We start from the raw sequence: 18065 nt of genomic DNA, 5'->3' as shown, positions 1-18065 counted from the left end.
TTGCCCCGACGATACCCCCACCGGGTTTCCTGAGGGGTGGCGCCCCCGTACCGGGAGAGCCGCCGATCGCATGCGGAACCACATACCTCCGCATACGCTCATATGTGGATCTATGGCGCCGACCGTCGCGGACCGACAGGAAGCGAGTTCCCCATGGGGCGGCTCAGGAACTCGGGACTCGCCGGGGAACTCTCCGCGGAGTTCCTCGGCACGCTCATTCTCATTCTGTTCGGCTGCGGGGTCGTGGCCCAGGTGGCGGCGGGCGGTGCGCTCACCGATCCGCCCGGGGGCCTCGGCGATCACGACAGCATCGCCTGGGCCTGGGGGCTCGGCGTCACCCTGGGCGTCTATGTGGCGGGCCGCTTGAGCGGCGCTCATCTCAATCCGGCGGTGACGGTCTCCCTGGCCGCGTTCAAGGGCTTTCCCTGGAAGAAGGTGATGCCCTACTCGCTCGCCCAGGTCATGGGCGCGTTCGTCGCGGCGCTGCTGGTGCGGTGGAACTACTCGGAGGCGCTGGCGACGGTCGACCCGGGGCACACGATCAAGACGCAGGGGGTGTTCTCCACACTGCCCGCCAACGGGAACCACGCGCTCCCGATCCATGAGTGGGGAGCCTTCCGCGACCAGGTCATCGGCACCGCGATCCTCGTCCTGCTGATCTTCGCGGTGACCGATCTCCTCAACACCCCGCCGGGCGCAAACCTCGGCCCGTTCATCGTGGGCCTCATCGTGGTGGCCATCGGCATGGCGTTCGGCACCAACGCCGGATACGCGATCAACCCGGCCCGTGACCTCGGCCCCCGGCTCGCGAGCTTCCTCACCGGGTACGGCGGGGCCTGGCGGGATCAGTACGGAGAACTCTACTTCTGGGTGCCGATCGTGGGACCGCTGGTCGGCGGGGTGGCGGGGGCGTTCCTCTACAAGGTCCTCATCAGCCCCTTCCTTCCCTCGCCCGAGGAGGAGCCGGAGGGCACGATCCCCGTACTGCCCGAGAAATGAGTCCCGGTCCGCCCGGCGGACCGGGATCCAGGAGAGGCGGCATGCCATGGCGGACTTCATCGGCGCGGTGGACCAAGGCACCACCAGCAGCCGCTTCATGATCTTCGATCACGGCGGCAACGAGGTGGCCAGGCACCAGCTGGAGCACGAGCAGATCATGCCCCGCTCGGGCTGGGTGGAGCATGACCCGGTGGAGATCTGGGAGCGCACCAACTCCGTGATGCAGACCGCGTTGCGCACCTGCGGGTTGAGCGGAACCGATCTCCACGCCCTCGGAATCACCAACCAGCGCGAGACGACCGTGGTGTGGGATCCGCGCAACGGCCGCCCGTACTGCAACGCCATCGTGTGGCAGGACACCCGCACCGACTCGATCGCCAAGGCCCTGGAGGACACGGGGCACGGAGAGGTCATCCGGCGCAAGGCCGGACTGCCCCCGGCGACGTACTTCTCCGGTGGGAAGATCAAGTGGATCCTCGACCATGTCGAAGGCGTACGGGCGGCCGCGGAGCGGGGGCACGCGGTGTTCGGCACCACGGACTCCTGGGTGCTGTGGAACCTCACCGGCGGCCCCGACGGCGGCATCCACGCCACCGATGTGACCAACGCCAGCCGGACGATGCTGATGAACCTGGAGACGCTGGACTGGGACGAGGAACTGCTGGAGATCTTCGGCGTGCCCCGGGCGATGCTCCCGGTCATCCGGCCGTCCTCCGACCCCGAGGCGTACGGCCGCACCCGCACCTCCAGGCCGCTGCGGGCCGCGGTCCCGGTCGCCGGGGTCCTCGGTGACCAGCAGGCGGCGACGGTGGGGCAGGTGTGCTTCGAGCCCGGCGAGGCGAAGAACACCTACGGCACCGGTAACTTCCTGCTGCTCAACACCGGTACGACGCCGGTCCGCTCGAAGCACGGCCTGCTCACCACGGTGGCCTACCGATTCGGCACCGGTCCGGCGGTCTACGCCCTGGAGGGCTCCATCGCGGTCACCGGGTCGGCGGTGCAGTGGCTGCGGGACCAGATGAAGGTGATCAGGGACGCGGGCGACAGCGAGCGGCTCGCCCGGACGGTGGACGACAACGGCGGGATGTACTTCGTACCGGCCTTCTCGGGTCTCTTCGCCCCGTACTGGCGCTCCGACGCCCGGGGCGCCATCGTCGGACTGGCCCGGTACAACACCAACGCCCATCTGGCGCGGGCCACTCTGGAGGCGATCTGCTACCAGAGCCGCGACGTGGTGGAGGCGATGGAGCAGGACTCCGGTGTCCACCTCGACGTGCTCAAGGCCGACGGCGGGGTGACGGCCAACGACCTCTGCATGCAGATCCAGGCGGATGTGCTGGGTGTCCCGGTCAGCCGTCCGGTGGTGGCCGAGACGACGGCGCTGGGTGCGGCGTACGCGGCCGGGCTGGCCACCGGGTACTGGCGGGACGAGGCGGAGTTGCGGGAGCACTGGCAGGAGTCGAAGCGCTGGGAGCCGCAGTGGGACGAGGACCGGCGCAACCGGGGCTACACGGACTGGAAGCGTGCCGTGCAGAGGACGCTCGACTGGGTGCGTGTGGAGTGACCGCGCCGACGCGCCGTGCGGGCGGGACCGGGGCCCGTCCGCACGGCGTGCCGGGGCTCAGATGTCCGTCCGCAGTCCGGCCAGGAGCTGGTAGACGGTCTCGGTGCCCTGCCGCAGCGCCTCGACACCGATGTGTTCGTCGGTGCCGTGCATGCGCTTGAGCATGTCCCGGTTCACGGTGAACGGGTACATGCCGTACACGGGGACGTTCTGTTCCCGGAACGGGACCGCGCTGGTGACCGCCTCGAACTGGCAGGCGGTGGCCCGCGCGCCGGGGTGGGTACGGCGTACGGCGCGCTGCCAGGCGCGGAAGACGTCCGTGTCGTAGTCGGAGTCGGGGGTGGCGAGATAGCCGCGCAGCCGGTCCAGTGCCTGCTGCTCGCTCTCACCGGGGTTGCCGACCACGCTCAGCGTCGCCCGGCTGCCGATCAGCGAGCGCAGTTCGGCGACGACACGTCCGGGGTCGTCGGCCCCCGGCAGGAAGGCGGCCCGGAATTCCGCGGTCGCCGTGCCCGGCACGATGCTCGGGTAGTAACCGGACTGGGCGGCGGTGAAGGCCAGCGTGGTCCGCAGCATCGCGTTGTGCAGCTCCGGGGTCTCGCTCAGCCGCACCACCTCCTCCCCCGCCCGGTCCCGCTGCCGGTCCGTGCGTGCGTCGAGCATCTCCCGCAGGGCCCCGGCGAAGGACCGGTCGGTGGTGGCCTCGGCCAGTTCGGCGAAGTACCGCCGGGACAGGGCGTTCGGGCGTACGCGGGCCCGCCACTGCCCGAGCTGGTCGAGCACCTCGCCCAGCCGGATCACCGCCTGCCCGCTGAACGGCTTGGAGGTGTGGGTGGCGTACGAGGCGGTCTCCAGACGCAGCAGCAGGGAACGCTTGTCGTTGCAGGTGAGCGAGGCGATCATGGGCGTGGTGCCGTCGCGCTGGTTGAGCACCCAGCCGCCCTCGGTGATGACCGCGCCCGCCGCCACCTTGCCGGGGTGTTCGGTGAGGAACCAGCGCACTCCGTAGGGGCCCTGCTCCTCGTCGCAGTCGGACCAGAAGACGATGTCGCGGTCGAAGGCGGCTCCCTCGCGGACGTGGCGCAGCAGGGCCGCGACGAAGGCCGCGTTGACGCCCTTCATGTCCAGCGAGCCGCGGCCGTACAGCTTGCCGTCCTTGATCTCCCCGGCGAAGGGGTCCGTCTCCCAGCGGTCGCCGATGGCGGGCACCACGTCGGAGTGGCCGAGCAGGACCAGGGGCTTCTTGGTGACCGGTCCGCTGCCGGGGACACGGGCGAAGAAGTGGACGTTGCCGTCCTTCGGCGTGGGCACGATCTCGGTGCCGGCCCCGGCGGACCGGAAGATGCCCTGGAGCATCCGGGCGAGCGGCAGGGTGACGGCGCCGTCGCCCGGGTTGCTGGTGTTCTGCCGGATCATGGCGACGGCGAGTCCCACGGGGTCGGTGGCGTCGCCGTCGAAGGAGGCGCTGCCCGTCGCCGCCGCGTCGGCCCGCGCCGCCGGTGACGTCGAGGCCACCGCGCCGAGGCCCAGCACCGTGGACGCGACGGCCGTCGCCCCGGCACCGAGCACGGAGCGGCGGGAGGGCCGGGTTCCGGGGAGGGTGCCGAGGCAGGCGGAGATGACCGCGTCCGGGTTCTCCTGGTGGGCGTAGTGCCCGCCCTCGACGGACGCCACGGTGCATTCGCCCCGGGTCCACTCGGCCCATCGGCGCACGGTGACCTCGGGCACGTGCGGGTCGTCGGTGGCCCACACCGCACGCAGCCCGACCTGTGGAACGTCCCCCCGCCGGCCGTCGTACCCGGCGGCCAGCCGCAGATCGGCCAGGACGGGGGGCAGCAGCACCTCCTCGAACTCGGGGTCCGCGAGCAGCTCCGGATCGGTCAGTCCCGTTCCGGCGACGAAGGCGCGGGCGTCCTCGACGGTCACCTCCTCGCCGCGGCCGTGGAAGTCGCCGGGGCACTGTCCGGCCACGGCGCACAGCCGCGCGACGGGCACCCCGGAGTCGAGCAGCCGGCGGCAGGTCTCGTAGGCGAGCAGGGCGCCGAGGCTGACCCCGATCAGCACCAGGCGCCGCGCGCCCAGCAGTTCGCGTGTCCCGGCCGCCACCGCGTCGGCGAAGGCGGCCATGTCGGTGACGGGCTCCTCATCGACGCGGGTGCCGCGGCCCGGCGGCACGACGAGGGCGAGGGCGGTGTCCTCGGGGAGCCGGTCGCGCCAGCCCGCGAACGTGGAACCGTGGGCGCCGGTGGGCGCGAAACAGACGACGAGGGTGGTGGCCGCGTCCGGTATTCGCCCGCCGGGCACGGTCAGCCAGGGGCTGCTCATATCTGTTCCTCCTGCTGGATCTCACGGCATGCGGTGGCGATAGCGGCGACGGTGGGTGCGCCGAGGATGCGGCGCAGCGGAACCCGGCGCCCCGCCACCGCCGCCAGCCGGTTGGCGAGCCGTACGGCGAGCAGGGAGTGGCCCCCGGCGTCGAAGAAGTTCTGGTCCGCCGCTGCGGGCGGTGCGCCGAGCAGTTCGTGCCAGAGTGCCGCGACGGCCGTCTCGGTGGCGTCGGCCGGGGTGAATCCGGACGCCCGCTCCTGCCCGATGCCCGCCACGAGGGTGCGCAGGGCGGTGCGGTCCAGCTTGCCGTTGGTGCCGAGCGGGAGGTGCGGGAGCTGCTGGATGCGGGCGGGCAGCATGTAGTCGGGCAGCCGGTCGCGTACGTAGGCGCGCAGGGCCGCCTCCGCTGGTTCCTCGCCGGAAGCGGTGACGCAGGCGACGATGCGGGTGTCACCGTCCTCGCTCTCCGCGTAGACCCCCGCGTCGGTGATGCCGGGTGCCTTGCGAAGGGTGGCCTCGATCTCCTCCAGTTCGACGCGGTAGCCGCGCACCTTGATCTGGTTGTCGGCGCGGCCGGTGATCTCCAGTCCCGCGTCCGGGAGCAGGCGGCCCCGGTCGCCGGTGCGGTAGTGGCGGTTTCCGGCGTCATCGGTGGTGAAGCGGTCCTCGCCGTCGCCGCCGACGTAGCCGAGGGCCAGGGGCGGCCCGGAGACCCACACCTCGCCGGTCACACCGGGCGGCAGCCGACGGCCGTGCCGGTCGCGGACGGTGAGCGAGGCGCCCGCCACGGGGCTGCCGACCGGGACGCGTCCGGCGTCGGCGGGCAGCTGGGCGGTGTCGTAGGCGGCGACGTTGGAGGCCGTCTCCGTCATGCCGTACAGGTTGAGCAGGGTGGTGCCGGGCCAGACCTCGCGCAGTCGCAGGACGGTGTCCACGGGGAGGGTGTCGGCACCGCTGGTGACCAGGAGCGGCCGGTGTCCGCCGGGGCGTCGCGCGCTCTCCTCCAGCAGTCCGGCGATGAGCTGCGGGGTGAGGAAGAGGTGGGTGACGCGTTCCTGTTCGACGGCGGCGGCGAAGAGCGCGGGGTCGAGGAGTTCGTCGGTGGCGAGCACGACGGACGGAACACCCTGGAGCAGTCCGCCCAGCAGTTCCCAGGGCGAGGCGACCAGCGCCAGGGACTTCTGGACGGCGAGTACCGCGTTCCCGGGGAACGGGTGGTCCCGCCACATCCATTCCAGCCTGCCCCGGACCGAACGGTGGCTGATGCGTACGCCCTTGGGGTTTCCGGTCGTTCCCGAGGTGTAGACGATGTGGAACAGCGCGTCCTCGTCCGGCCGCTGTCCGGGCGCCTGGTGCAGCGGGCCCTCGGCGAGGGGGGCCAGCGTGACGCGCGGCGCGTCCAGGGTGGGGAACTGGTCGAGTCCGGGTTCGGCCAGTACGCACCGGGGCCCGGTCTCCTCCACCATCCGGCGCTGCCTGCGCACGGGGATCGCGGGGTCCAGCCCGAGGTAGGCGGCGCCGGTCTTCAGTACGGCGAGGACTCCGGCGACGGCGGCGGGTCCGCGCTGGGCGGCGAGGGCCACCAGTGTGCCGGGGCCGACGCCCTTGGCGGTGAGCCGGGCGGCCAGTCGGCCGCTCCATTCGTCGAGTTCGCGGTAGCTGACGCTGGTGCCGGTGTGGCGCAGGGCGGTGGCCCGGGGGCGGGCCGCCACCTGCTCGGCGAAGCGTTCCAGCAGGGTCGGCGTGGTCATCGTTGATCGTCTCCGGGCAGCAGATCGAGGGAACGAACGGTGGTGTGCTCGGCGCGCCGCGGGTCGGTCAGGGCCCGCAGTGCGATCAGGGTGGATTCCAGTACGTTGCGGGCGGCCGGGGCGTCGAGGAGTTCTTGCTGGTAGGCGTACTGGAGGAGGAGTTGGCCGGGGCCGTGCGGCTGGACGTACAGGGCGCAGTCGTACTTGGTGTAGCCGGTGTCCAGTTCGACGAAGCGGAACCGGACGTCGGAGGCGGTGGTGGCGCGCGCCGGGTAGGGCAGCATGTTGAGCATGGTCTGGAAGACCGGGGTCGCCGATGAGCTCCGCGAGGCGGCCGGAAGCCGCCGCAGCGTCCAGCCGAAGGGGTGCTCGGCGGCGGCGTAGGCGTCGTACACCGTCTCCCTGACCTGTGCGGTGAACTCGGCGAGGGTGGCGGCCGGGTCGAGGTCCAGACGCAGGGGCAGCATGGCGAGTGTGAAGGCGGGCACGTCGGCGGTCTCCGGGCGCTCCCGCCCCGCCATCGGGGCGCCGACGATCACCTCGTCGGCGTCGCTGTAGTAGCCCAGGGCCAGTGCGTAGGCGGCCAGCAGGGGGACGAAGGCGGTGGCGGAGGCGGCCACCGCGGTGGCGCGCAGCTGCCCGGTGAGTTCCGCGTCCAGGACCGCCTCGGTGATCTCGCCCCGGTAGGTGGGGGCGGCGGGCCGTGGTTTCTGGGCGATCTGGAGTGCCGGGAGCTCGCCCGTGAGGCGGCGCAGCCAGTACTCCCCCGCCTCGGCCACCTCGTCGGTGGACAGCCGCTCCGCCAGGTGGTCGAGGTAGCGGTCGTAGCGGCTGGCGCGCTCGGGGTCGGGAGCGGCGGGCCGCTGTGCGTAGAGCTCGGCCAGCCGCTGGAACAGTACGGTCGCGCCCCAGCCGTCGAGGAGGAGTTCGTGCATGGTGACCAGGAGCCGGTGCTGTCCGCCGGGAAGCTTGAACAGCGCGGTGCGCAGGGCCGGTTCGCCCAGGAGGTCGAAGGGCCGGGCGGCCTCCTCGGCGGCCGCCGCGCGGAACGCTTCGGCGGTGATCTCGCGGGCGGTGGCGGGCAGCGGCACTTCCCAGTGGGGGTAGTGGTGCACCACCTCGTGCCCCGGTTCCGGCCCGTCCGCCTCCGCGCTCTCACGCGTCTCATCGGTCTCGCTGAACCGGGCGAGGAGCAGCGGGTTCTCGGCGAGCAGCAGGTGCCAGGCCCGCGCCAGGCGGGGTACGTCGAGGGGGCCGTCGAGTTCCAGGGAGCCCTGGTAGCTGTAGGAGGGGCTGAGCGGGTCGAGTCGCCAGTGGAAGTAGACCCCGGCCTGCTGCGGAGTGAGCGGCCGGGTGCGCGGCGCGCCGTCCCGCGGGGTCGCCGAGCGGGGGCCGTTCGCGGGCTGGCGGCCGTGGCCGAGCGCGGCGAGCGCGGCGGGGCTGCCGTCGCGCAGCACCTCGCGCAGTCCGGCCGGCGATCCGGTCTCGCGCAGGGCGGCGACCAGTCGCATGGCGAGCAGGGAGTCCCCGCCCAGTTCGAGGAATCTGTCGGTGCGGCCGACCCTGCCGGTACCGAGGAGTCCGGCGACGAGCGCGGCGATCGCGCTCTCCGTCTCCCCGTGCGGCGGGATGTAGGCACGGGTGCCGGGGCGGCTGCGGCGCGGTGGGGCGGGCAGGGCCTTGTAGTCCGTCTTGCCGTTGCGGGTGAGCGGGAGCCGGGGCAGGACGACGAAGGTGTGCGGCACCATGGGGGCGGGGAGCCGTTCGCCGAGGTGGGCGCGCAGGTCCGCCTCCGTCGGCTCGTCGCCAGAGGCGGTGACGTAGGCGACGAGGCGGGGCGGCTGGGCGGCCGCCGGGGCATGGGCGCTCTCCCGGGCCACCAGGGCTCCGGTGTCGTCGGGGGTGTGGACGGTGACGGCGCAGGCGGCGACGGCGGGGTGGCCGCCCAGAACCGCCTCGATCTCGGCGAGTTCCATGCGTACGCCGCCGATCTTCACCTGCCGGTCCACCCGGCCCAGGTACTCCAGCTGGCCGTCCGGGCGTGCGCGTACGGCGTCCCCGGTGCGGTAGAGGCGTCCGCCGCCGGCGGCGAAGGGGTCGGTGAAGAAGGCGCGCGCGGTGCGCTCCGGGTCGCCGAGGTAACCGCGTCCCACGACGAGTCCGCCGACGAACAGTTCCCCTGTCTCGCCATGCGCGCAGGCGTGCCAGTGCCCGTTCTCCTCCCGCAGGACGTACAGTTCGGCGTTGCCGATGGGCGAGCCGATCGGCAGGTGGCGTACCCCGGGGCCGGGCGGGCCGAGTACGGCGTGGGTGACGTCGTCGGAACACTCGGTGGGGCCGTAGGCGTTCAGCAGCCGGATCCCGGGCAGGGCGTTGTGCCACCGCAGGGCCAGGGCCGGGGGCAGCTCCTCACCGGTGGCGATCATCCAGCGCAGTGCGCCGGGCCTGATTCCCGCGGTCTCCTGCGCGTCGAGCAGGAAGCGCATCAGGGTGGGCACGGTCTCCAGCACGGTGGTTCCGCGTCCGCGCAGCTCCTCCAGCAGCAGGGCCCCGTCCTGCGCCCGCTCGTCGGCGAAGATCTGTACCCGGCCGCCGACGAGCAGCGGGGCCAGCATCTGCCAGACGGAGATGTCGAAGCTCAGCGGTGCGGTCTGGGCCAGCCGGTCGTCGGCGGTGAGTCCGAGGTCGTCGATCTTGGCGCGGAGGTGGTTGAGCATGCCGCGGTGCTCGACGATCGCGGCCTTGGGGCGGCCGGTGGAGCCCGAGGTGTAGAGGACGTAGCGCACCTCGTCGGCGGCGGGCGGCAGGGCCCGGGGGTGCGGGGCGTCTGCCGGTCGCGGCGGTGTCGAGGGCACGCCCGCGGCGCGGGCGCCCTTGACCAGTTCGACGCTGTCCTCCGGTGCGCCGGTGGTCAGCAGCAGTGCCGCGCCGCTGTCGGTGAGCAGGGATTCGACGCGGGCGGCGGGCCAGCTCGCGTCCACCGGCAGGTAGACGGCGCCGAGCAGCTCCAGGGCGAGGAAGGCGGTGATGACCTCGGCACCGCGTCGGCCGCCGACCGCGACGATCGTGCCTTCCCGGATCCCGGCGGCCGCCAGTCGCGCCGCGGTGCGCCGCGTCAGGTCGGCCAGCCTGCCGTACCCGAGCGTCACGTCGCCGTCCTCGACCGCGGTCCGGTCGGGATGCGTGGCCGCGAGCCGCTCGACGTGGACGTGGACCTTGTCCCCCAGTTCGTACGGTTCGCGCCGGGTGAGGGCCGTGGCGACGGCCTGTTCCCGCGCCCCCTGGGCCAGCGGGAGGCGCGGGTAGTGCTCGGGCAGGCCGGTCACCGGGTGGCCCGCTTCTCCGCGACGACCAGCAGGTACTCGACGGGGACGCCCGTGCCGCGCGTGTCCGTGGTGTGGAACCCTTCGGTCATCTCGACCATTTCCGCGCGCAGTTCCTTCCACCGCAGGGGCGGCGAGATGGTGTTCCTCGCCGCGATGCAGGGGCCGAAGCAGTCCTCGAAGAAGCTCACCAGGTCCTCGGCCGTGGCGAACGGGTAGAAGAGTTCACGGCGTTCGGCGGTGACGGTGAATCCGGGACCGAGGAGCTCGGCAAGGTAGTCCGGTGAGCCCCACAGCATGGGCTGCCCCTGGTGGCCGTTGGGCGAGGGGAAGTAGGCGGAGAGGATCTCCTGGAAGTGCGCGGTCCAGCTGCGGGCCGTCCAGTTGCACATGCCGATGCGTCCGCCGGGCCTGAGCACCCGGGAGATCTCCGCGCCCGACGCGGCGTGGTCGGGGGCGAACTGGATGCCGTAGGTGGAGGTCACCAGGTCGAACGAGGCGTCGCCGAAGGGAAGGTCCTGGGCGTCGCCGCGGTGCAGTTCCGCCTCGACACCGGCCGTGGCGAACCGCTCGCGCGCGTCGGGGAAGAACTCGTCGGTGAGGTCGAGTCCGGTGACGCGGCAGCCGCGCAGGGCGGACAGCAGCGCGACGTTTCCGTTGCCGGTGGCGACGTCCAGGTGGTCGGTGCCCGGCGCGGGGGCGAGCCGGTCGACCAGTTCGACGGCGCCCGGCCGCAGCAGGTCGGCGACGTGCCGGTACTCGCCGTAGGACCACATGGTGCGGTTGATCTCCTGGATGTTCTGATCGATCGTCACGCGAATTCCCCTCAGAGCGTGAGCCGGGCGCCGAGACCGGCGGCTTCGGCGCGGGCGTGGATGCGGTCGGCCACGGCGACGTCGAGGATCGACATCCCGAACGGATTGCTGATCACGATCTCGTCCTCGTCCTGGCGGCCGGGATGCCGCCCGGCGAGGACGTCACCGAGCGTGCCGTCGACGGGACGCGCCCCGGGACGGGCGGTCACCCCCTGCCGCGGAGTGCCGTCGGGGCCGAGCAGGGTGCCCGCCCGGTGCATCCGGCCGAGCAGCCGTCGCGGGTCGTCACGGACCAGGCTCCAGTCGTCGACGATCACCGTGCCCGCCGCGAGCACGGCCGCCTCGGTGAGGTCGTCCAGCGAGACGTGGCAGACGAGCGCGCCGGGCCGCAGCCAGTCCGGTTCGATGTAACCCTCCGTGACCGTGGTGACGGGAACGACCAGGTCGGCCTCCCGTACCGCCTCGCGCGGCCCGTCGGCGACCACCGTCTCGATGCCGTCGGCGCCGGGCAGCGAGGCGATGTGACCGGCGAGGGACTTCGCCCGGCCGGGCGCCACGTCGTACAGCGTGACGCGGCGCAGGGTGGGAACGGTGCGCAGCAGGAGCGCGAGGTGTGCCTGGGCGAGCGGGCCGCAGCCGAGGAGTGCCAGCCCGCGCGGCTGTGCCACCGCCAGATGGCGCACCGCGAGCGCGGTCACCGCGGCGGTGCGCATCGCGCTGATGTAGGCGGCCTCCATCAGGGCGAGGGGCCGGGCGGTCTCCGGGTCGAGGAGCAGGGTGAAGCCCTGGGAGCGGGGTATCCCGCGGCCCGGGTTGCCGATCGAGGCGTTGATGGTCTTCATGCCGATGACCGGCGGACGCCCCTGCGGGGTGAGCGCGCCGGGCATGGCCAGCAGCCTGGCGGCGTCGCCCTGGGGGGTGGTCCAGCCGAGATAGGCCTCCTCGGGGAGGACGGACTGTCCGGCGGAGTGCAGGGCGAGCGCCTTCGCCACCGTCGCCACGATGTCCAGGTCGCGGGCGGCCTCGATGACGTCCGCGCGGGACAGGTAGCGGAAGTGGCTGTCGGGATAGTGCTCGAAGTCCATGACGGGCGGAGCTCCTTGACGAGGGGTCGGTTGCGGTGGAGCGGTACGGGGACGGTTTCAGCCGCCGGTGGCGCGTGCCGCGCGGAGCATCGCGAAGGGGACGAGCGAGCCCAGCAGCAGTACGCAGGCGAGGGCGATCCAGCCGGCCGTGCCGAGGGCGAGGACGACGCCGGTCATCAGTACCGGGCCCGCGACCCGGTTGGCCACGGTGCGGCTGGTGTTGAACAGCACCAGGTAGGCGCTGCGTGCGCCATCCGGTGCCAGCTCGAAGGAGAGGGTCCACGAGGCTCCGACCTGGAGCAGTTCGGCGAACGTCAGCAGGACGACGGCCCCGCCGAGCACCAGGAGCGCCTCCCGGGTCGCGAAGCCGGGCGCGGCGGCGAAGGCCAGGGCGCCCCCGCCGAGCAGGAGGGACGCGGCGGCGTAGGAGAGCCAGGCCCGTCGCATGGTGCTGTAGCAGCGGTTGAGCGGGTACTGGAGGGCGATGCACAGCACGGTGTTGACCGCGTACAGGATGCCGACGTAGCGCTCCGGTACGTCGGTCTCAAGGACGAGCCAGAGCGGGAAGGCCACGTTGAGGACCGGCATCCAGAGCGACACCAGGGCGTTGTACGCGGTGAAGCCCAGCAGTCGGCGGTCCTTGAGCAGGTCGGACACCCGGGCGCTCTCGACCGTCGTCGCGGCGTCCTCCCGCCGTGCGGTGGCGTACACGGCGGCGACCGCCACGTAGGCGAGCGCGCCACCGATCAGCAGCGGCCGGAAGGCTTCCGGTGAGCCGGTTCCCAGGGCGGCTCCGGCGATCAGCCCGCCCAGGCTGATGCCGAGGTTGACCACGGTGCGCTGGACGGCCATGACCTTGGCGCGCAGGCTCTCCGGGGCGCGCGCGCCGACGTACGACTGGACCAGGGGGGGCGAGGACTGCTCGGTGACGGCGATGACGGCGACCACGAGGAGGAAGCTCCACCAGCCGTTGACCCGGAGGTAGCCGATGGTGGCCAGGGCGCGCAGCAGCATCACGCCGATCAGCACCGGCTTCGGCCCGAACCGTCCGGCCAGCCGGGCGATGGGTACGGCGGCGGCGATGGCGAGCGCCCCGCCGATGGTCAGGCCGGTGCCGACGGACGAGGTGCTGAGGTGGGCGACCTTGACGAAGTAGATGGTCGAAACGGCGAGGAAGAGGCCCGTTCCGGTCCACTCGATCAGCGTGGCGCCCTGCACCAGCGGCAGGAACTGCCGCAGGGCGGGGCGTGCTGGCCGCCGGTCGAGGGTGGTGCTCGTGCTCATGTTCAGGGCTCCTGGTGCTTCCGGTCGAAGAAGAGTCCTTCGCTGCGCAGCCGTCGCACGGCGGAGGTGATCTCCTTGGCCACGCCCTGCTCCGCCGCCCAGTCGTCGGAGTAGAGGGTGTCCCGGTACTTGGTGCCGCCGTCCGCGGCCAGGCAGACCGCGAGGCGGCCGTCGTCGGCCTCTTCCCGGTCGCTCAGCATCGCCCGCACCGCGCAGCCGCTGGAGCCGCCGAGTGCGAGGCCGATGTCCTCGGCGATGATCCGGCAGACGGCGATGGCCTCGATGTCGTCGACGTGCACCGCACGGTCGTAGCTGTGCGGCGTGCGCAAAAAGGTGGAGGGCCTGCTCGCTCCGATGCCCGGGACCAGGCGTCGTCCGGCGCTGCCGGACACGGCCAGCGAGCCGCTCACATCCACGGCGACCGCGGCGACGTCCGGCCGGTGCTCGCGCAGGTGGGCGGCGATGCCCGCGAGGGTGCCGCCGGTGGAGACGGGGACGTACACGGTGCCGAGGTCCGGTCCGGCCTGCCGGGTGAGTTCGGGGCCGGTGGTGCGACGGTGGATGTCGGGCGCGGCCCAGTTCTCGTACTGGTCGGGCCAGCGGAATCCTGGGTTGTCCGCGCACAGTTCGCGTACCCTGCTCAGCCTGCTCAGCAAGTAGCCTCCCAGGCCGTCGGGTTCCTCGACGACGATCACCCGGGCTCCGCTGCCGGTGAGTCCGTGGCGGGTGGCGTGCGGGGTCTTGAGGTCGACCACGGCGAGGAAGTGGCAGCCGACCGCCGGGAGCAGCCGGGCCAGGGCGAGGCCCAGGTTGCCCGAGGTGGACTCCACCACCACCGTGCCGGGGACGAGCGGCCGTTCTTCGTGCAGGGCCCGCAGCAGGCCGACGGCACTGCGGTCCTTCACCGACCCGGTGGGGCCGTGTGCTTCGAGTTTCAGCCCCAGACGCCGCATCCGCCCCCGGTGGGCGACGTCCAGGCGGAGTAAGGGAGTTGTGCTGAGCGCCCGCGCCAGGACGGGATTGACACGTGACACTGGTTCCCCTTGTGCGAGACGTGTGTGGCCATGACCGGTCGATCGACCGGCCCGGCTGCGCACTCCCTGACCTTAGGCATGTGACCCCGGCACCACCACGTCATGGTCATAGGGCGGTTGGCGGTGTTGGCCGGAACAGCGCTTGACGCCCCGTCTGTTCGGCCCGTCGGCCGACGCCTCGCCGACAGACGGTGCAGAAACGGTCCTGCACCCTGGCGAACCCGGGCGGACGGGGAGAAACGAATTGGCCGGTTCGGCCTGCGCCACGGGCTCCGCGCGGCCACCCCCCGGACGGTCCCGGCCGCGAAGAGAGCCGAGCGGGAACGCCTCGCCCGGGGCCTGTTATCTTTACGTGACTTCGCGCCGCAACTCTCGGTCATCCTTTGGCCTTTGCTGTGCCGGAGTTGCCTGCTCACAGGCCGCTCTCCGGGCGCCACGGGGGACACCGGTTCCCACCGGGTGTGGCGACGGACGCGCAATGACCACCGCACGGGCGCGGTCGCCGTCCGCGACCACGCCCGGCCTGGCACGGCTGGACGGGATGACACAGCTCAACGTATTCGGCAGAACCCTGCGCACCGCACGGGCGTTGTCGGCCCGGGGAACCGGACGCCGCAAACAGCGAAAGCGCCCGCTCGCCCGGCTGGCCCGCAAGCCCGACTACCCGCGGGCGGGCCGCAGCGGCTGGCGAAGATGGATACCCTCGTGGCGCCTGGTCCTGGGCTCGGTCCTCATGTTCACCGCGACCCTGGCGACCGTGGTGGGCATCGCCTACGCGCGGACCGAGATACCCGAGGACCTCAACTCCTTCGCCACGCAGCAGGACACCGTCTACTACTGGTCCGACGGCACACCGATGGCCCGGACCGGCTGGGTGAGCCGCCAGGAGATGCCCCTGTCGAAGATCCCCGAACACGTCCGGTGGGCCGTCCTGGCGGCGGAGAACGCCGACTTCTACTCCGACCACGGGATTTCGGCGCAGGGCATCACCCGTGCCCTGTGGCGCACGGTCGGCGACGGGGACACCCAGGGCGGGTCCACCATCACCCAGCAGTACGTCAAGAACGTCTATCTCACGCAGGACCAGTCGTTCTCCCGGAAGTTCACCGAGATGCTGCTGGCGGTCAAACTGGACAGGCAGCTGAGCAAGGACAAGATCCTCCAGGAGTACCTCAACACCAGCTGGTTCGGCCGCGGCACCTACGGCCTCCAGCGCGCCTCGCAGGCGTACTACGGAAAGGAGGTCACCCAGCTCAACGCGAGCGAGGGCGCCTTCCTCGCCTCACTGCTGAAGGGCGCCTCGCTGTACGACCCGGCCGTCAACCCCCGCAACCGGCAGCGGGCCGTCGAGCGCTGGTCGTGGACGCTGGACCGCATGGTGGAGATCGGCAGACTGAGCAAGGCCGAACGGGCCACGTACACCGCCTTCCCCGACCCGAAGCCACCCCACCGGCCGAGCAACGCGGGCGGACAGGACGGCTATCTCGTCCAGCTCGCCGAGTCGTACGCCAAACGGGCCGGTCACATCTCGGACGCCCGCTTCGACCTCGGCGGCTACCAGATCTACACCACCTTCGACAAGTCCCGGATGACCGCGCTCACCCGGTCCGTCGGCCAGGCCCGCCGCGCGCTCGACCCCAAACAGCGCAAGGCCGACCGGTTCGTCCGCTTCGGCGCCGCCTCCGTCGCCCCGGACGGCCGCATCCTCGCGGTCTACGGCGGACCGGACTTCGAGCGGCAGGCGTTCAACGAGTCCAACGCGGGCACCGTCCCGGCGGGTTCGGCCTTCACCCCGTTCGTCTACGCCGCCGGTCTCCAGCACGGTGTGGCCAGAGTCCGTGACGCCCCGCGCTCCACCATCGTCCCCTCCACCGTGTACGAGGGCGACGACGGCACCCCGGTCATGACGCCCGAGGGGCCCTACTGGGACCGCAGCGGAAAGATGGTCAAGGGCGAGAACGACAAGGACGCCTCGTACGGACGCATCAGCCTCCACGACGCCATGGCGAAGTCCGCGAACGCTCCCTTCCTCCAGCTCGGCATGGACACCGGCCTGAAGCTGGTCCGCAGCACGGCCGAGGCGTCCGGGATGCTCCCGTCGAGCTTCGGTCCGCCCGTTCCGGCGTTCGCGATGGGCAACTCCACACCCAGCGCCATCCGGATGGCCGACGCGTACGCGACGTTCGCCGCCCGCGGTGTGCACATGGATCCCTACTCGGTCCGCAAGGTCACCCGCAACGGAGAGCCGGTCCGCCTCGACCTGCCGCGCCCCCGGCGCGCCGTGCGGTCCGATGTCGCCGACGAGATCACCTCGGCGCTCGCCCGGCCCTCCGCCAGGAACGGCACGGTGCCCCCGGCCCGGCTCGCGGGCAAGGCGGGGACCACCGAGGACGACACCGCGCGCTGGTACGTCGGCTACGGGCCTTCGGAGTCCACCGCCGTCGTCGTCTACCGGATGGACCTGACGAAGAGCCTCGCGCCGCTGCCGCTCAAGGGGCTGGCCGGCGGCGCCGGGGCCGACGGGAAGATCCCGGCCGGGATCTGGAACACCTACACGGAAGCGACGACCAAGTGACCGAGACCACAGCCAAGTCCACCGTCCGCCGCGTCCGCGACCGTCTCACACGCCGGGTCGTCCTGGGCATCGCCGTGTGCGTGGCGGTGTCGGGCACCGCGGCACTCGTACCGATGCTGTCCGCGGGCTCCTCCGACGACCGCACCCCGACCGGTACCCGTACCGTCGCCGCGCCGACGCCGACCGCCCGGGAGCGTCCCGAGGGCGGCGGCAGCACGGAGGAGGACTGGGACGGCAAGACCCAGATCCTCGGGGACGGCTCCACCTCCTACACCGGGCCGCAGCCGGGTCAGTTGAAGGCCGAGCGGCTGAAGCCCGGCGAACGGCCGCCGCAGTTCGTGGTGTTCTCCTGGGACGGAGCGCTGGAGGGCGACGACCGGATGTTCTCGCGCTTCCGGCGTGCCGCGAAGGAGAGCAACGCCCATATGACGTTCTTCCTCACCGGCATCTACCTGCTGCCGCAGGAGAAGCGGAGCCTGTACCGGCCGCCCCAGCACAAGCCCGGATCCGCCGCGATCTCGTACCCGACGCGCGAGCATATCCGGATGACGCTGGACCAGCTCGGCGGTGCCTGGCGGGAGGGCAACGAGATCGGCTCCCACTTCAACGGCCACTTCTGCGAGAAGAAGGGCGGCGGGGACTGGAGCACCAGCGAATGGACCAGTGAGATAGCCCAGTTCTACTCCTTCGTGCAGAACTGGAAGACCAACACCGGATTCAAGGACCTCGATCCGCTCCCCTTCGACCCCACCCGCGAGGTCGTCGGCGGTCGCGCGCCCTGTCTGGAGGGCCAGAAGACGCTGATGCCCGCGACCAAGCCGTTCGGCTGGCGCTACGACGCAAGCTCCCCCGGCGACTTCCAGATCTGGCCGTCCAAGAAGAAGGGCGTCTGGGACTTCCCGTTGCAGATGCTGCCGTTCCCCGGCAAGGACTTCCAGGTGCTGTCGATGGACTTCAACTTCCTCTACAACCAGTCCAAGGGCAGCACCGAGGGCGACTCCGCCCAGTACCCGACCTGGCGCAAGGAGGCCAGCAGCGCCTACCTCGCGGGCTTCAACCGGGTCTTCCACGGCAGCCGCGCCCCGCTGTTCATCGGGAACCACTTCGAGGACTGGAACGGCGGGATCTACATGGACGCCGTCGAGGACACCATGCGCAAGGTCTGCCCGCGCAAGGAGGTGCGCTGCGTGTCGTTCCGCGAACTGGCCGACTGGCTCGACGCCCAGGACCCCGAGGTCCTCGCCCAGTGGCGGAACCTCGACCCCGCCCAGCCCCCGAGCTGGAAGCAGTAGCCGTACGCCGAAGGC

The 18065-nt window shown here is 71.9% G+C and carries 11 protein-coding genes; 4 read left to right on the top strand and 7 right to left on the bottom strand.

Annotated features, from left to right (window positions below; all coding sequences use genetic code 11):
- Window positions 1–153: 153 nt before the first annotated feature.
- Both ACFVWY_RS10700 and glpK read left to right on the top strand, forming a co-directional pair.
- Window positions 154–999 (top strand): MIP/aquaporin family protein, encoded by an 846-nt coding sequence (locus ACFVWY_RS10700; RefSeq protein ID WP_389869566.1) that lies wholly within the window; start codon window positions 154–156, stop codon window positions 997–999.
- Between the two features lie 46 nt (window positions 1000–1045).
- Window positions 1046–2563: a glycerol kinase GlpK gene (gene glpK / locus ACFVWY_RS10695; protein ID WP_389869564.1), complete on the top strand. Its 1518-nt coding sequence runs from the start codon at window positions 1046–1048 to the stop codon at window positions 2561–2563.
- A gap of 57 nt (window positions 2564–2620) precedes the next feature.
- Here the strand turns inward: glpK and ACFVWY_RS10690 are convergent, their stop codons facing one another.
- Genes ACFVWY_RS10690 through ACFVWY_RS10660 form a run of 7 tightly spaced genes read right to left on the bottom strand, consistent with a single transcriptional unit; the run spans window position 2621 to window position 14183 of the window.
- Window positions 2621–4888, bottom strand: a complete 2268-nt coding sequence (locus ACFVWY_RS10690) for a M20/M25/M40 family metallo-hydrolase (protein WP_389869562.1) — start codon at window positions 4886–4888, stop codon at window positions 2621–2623.
- Entirely contained in the window at window positions 4885–6642 is a 1758-nt protein-coding gene (locus ACFVWY_RS10685; RefSeq protein ID WP_389869560.1) for an amino acid adenylation domain-containing protein, read from the bottom strand. Before ACFVWY_RS10685 ends, ACFVWY_RS10690 begins: the two co-directional genes overlap by 4 nt.
- The gene (locus ACFVWY_RS10680; protein ID WP_389869557.1) at window positions 6639–9968 is read right to left on the bottom strand and encodes an amino acid adenylation domain-containing protein; all 3330 of its coding nucleotides are present in this window, start codon (window positions 9966–9968) and stop codon (window positions 6639–6641) included. Before ACFVWY_RS10680 ends, ACFVWY_RS10685 begins: the two co-directional genes overlap by 4 nt.
- The gene (locus ACFVWY_RS10675) at window positions 9965–10780 is read right to left on the bottom strand and encodes a class I SAM-dependent methyltransferase (protein ID WP_389869555.1); all 816 of its coding nucleotides are present in this window, start codon (window positions 10778–10780) and stop codon (window positions 9965–9967) included. Before ACFVWY_RS10675 ends, ACFVWY_RS10680 begins: the two co-directional genes overlap by 4 nt.
- 11 nt (window positions 10781–10791) lie before the next feature.
- Complete coding sequence (locus tag ACFVWY_RS10670; protein ID WP_389869553.1) at window positions 10792–11865, bottom strand: ornithine cyclodeaminase family protein; 1074 nt, start codon at window positions 11863–11865, stop codon at window positions 10792–10794.
- 57 nt (window positions 11866–11922) lie between these two features.
- Window positions 11923–13149: an MFS transporter gene (locus ACFVWY_RS10665; RefSeq protein WP_389869550.1), complete on the bottom strand. Its 1227-nt coding sequence runs from the start codon at window positions 13147–13149 to the stop codon at window positions 11923–11925.
- A 2-nt stretch (window positions 13150–13151) separates the two neighbouring features.
- Window positions 13152–14183, bottom strand: a complete 1032-nt coding sequence (locus tag ACFVWY_RS10660; protein WP_389869547.1) for a pyridoxal-phosphate dependent enzyme — start codon at window positions 14181–14183, stop codon at window positions 13152–13154.
- A 478-nt stretch (window positions 14184–14661) separates the two neighbouring features.
- On the opposite strand from ACFVWY_RS10660, the gene ACFVWY_RS10655 reads away from it, so the two are divergent.
- Entirely contained in the window at window positions 14662–16758 is a 2097-nt protein-coding gene (locus tag ACFVWY_RS10655) for a transglycosylase domain-containing protein (protein ID WP_389869544.1), read from the top strand.
- Window positions 16755–18050 carry a hypothetical protein gene (locus ACFVWY_RS10650; RefSeq protein ID WP_389869541.1) on the top strand — a complete coding sequence of 432 codons (1296 nt, stop codon included), beginning with the start codon at window positions 16755–16757 and terminating at the stop codon, window positions 18048–18050. The genes ACFVWY_RS10655 and ACFVWY_RS10650 overlap by 4 nt, the downstream gene beginning before the upstream one ends.
- Window positions 18051–18065 lie beyond the last annotated feature (15 nt).

The sequence above is a fragment of the Streptomyces sp. NPDC058195 genome (genome assembly GCF_042883525.1).
Classification (GTDB): Bacteria; Actinomycetota; Actinomycetes; order Streptomycetales; family Streptomycetaceae; genus Streptomyces.
The sequence above is the reverse complement of the archived record's forward strand: the minus strand, read 5'-3'. Positions and strand labels throughout refer to the sequence as shown.

Bases quoted from the DNA above. Each gene is read 5' to 3' on its own strand.
- ACFVWY_RS10700 (WP_389869566.1), top strand. From the start codon at position 154: ATGGGGCGGCTCAGGAACTCGGGACTCGCCGGGGAACTCTCCGCGGAG.
- glpK (WP_389869564.1), top strand. From the start codon at position 1,046: ATGGCGGACTTCATCGGCGCGGTGGACCAAGGCACCACCAGCAGCCGC.
- ACFVWY_RS10690 (WP_389869562.1), bottom strand. From the start codon at position 4,888: ATGAGCAGCCCCTGGCTGACCGTGCCCGGCGGGCGAATACCGGACGCG.
- ACFVWY_RS10685 (WP_389869560.1), bottom strand. From the start codon at position 6,642: ATGACCACGCCGACCCTGCTGGAACGCTTCGCCGAGCAGGTGGCGGCC.
- ACFVWY_RS10670 (WP_389869553.1), bottom strand. From the start codon at position 11,865: ATGGACTTCGAGCACTATCCCGACAGCCACTTCCGCTACCTGTCCCGC.
- ACFVWY_RS10665 (WP_389869550.1), bottom strand. From the start codon at position 13,149: ATGAGCACGAGCACCACCCTCGACCGGCGGCCAGCACGCCCCGCCCTG.
- ACFVWY_RS10655 (WP_389869544.1), top strand. From the start codon at position 14,662: ATGACCACCGCACGGGCGCGGTCGCCGTCCGCGACCACGCCCGGCCTG.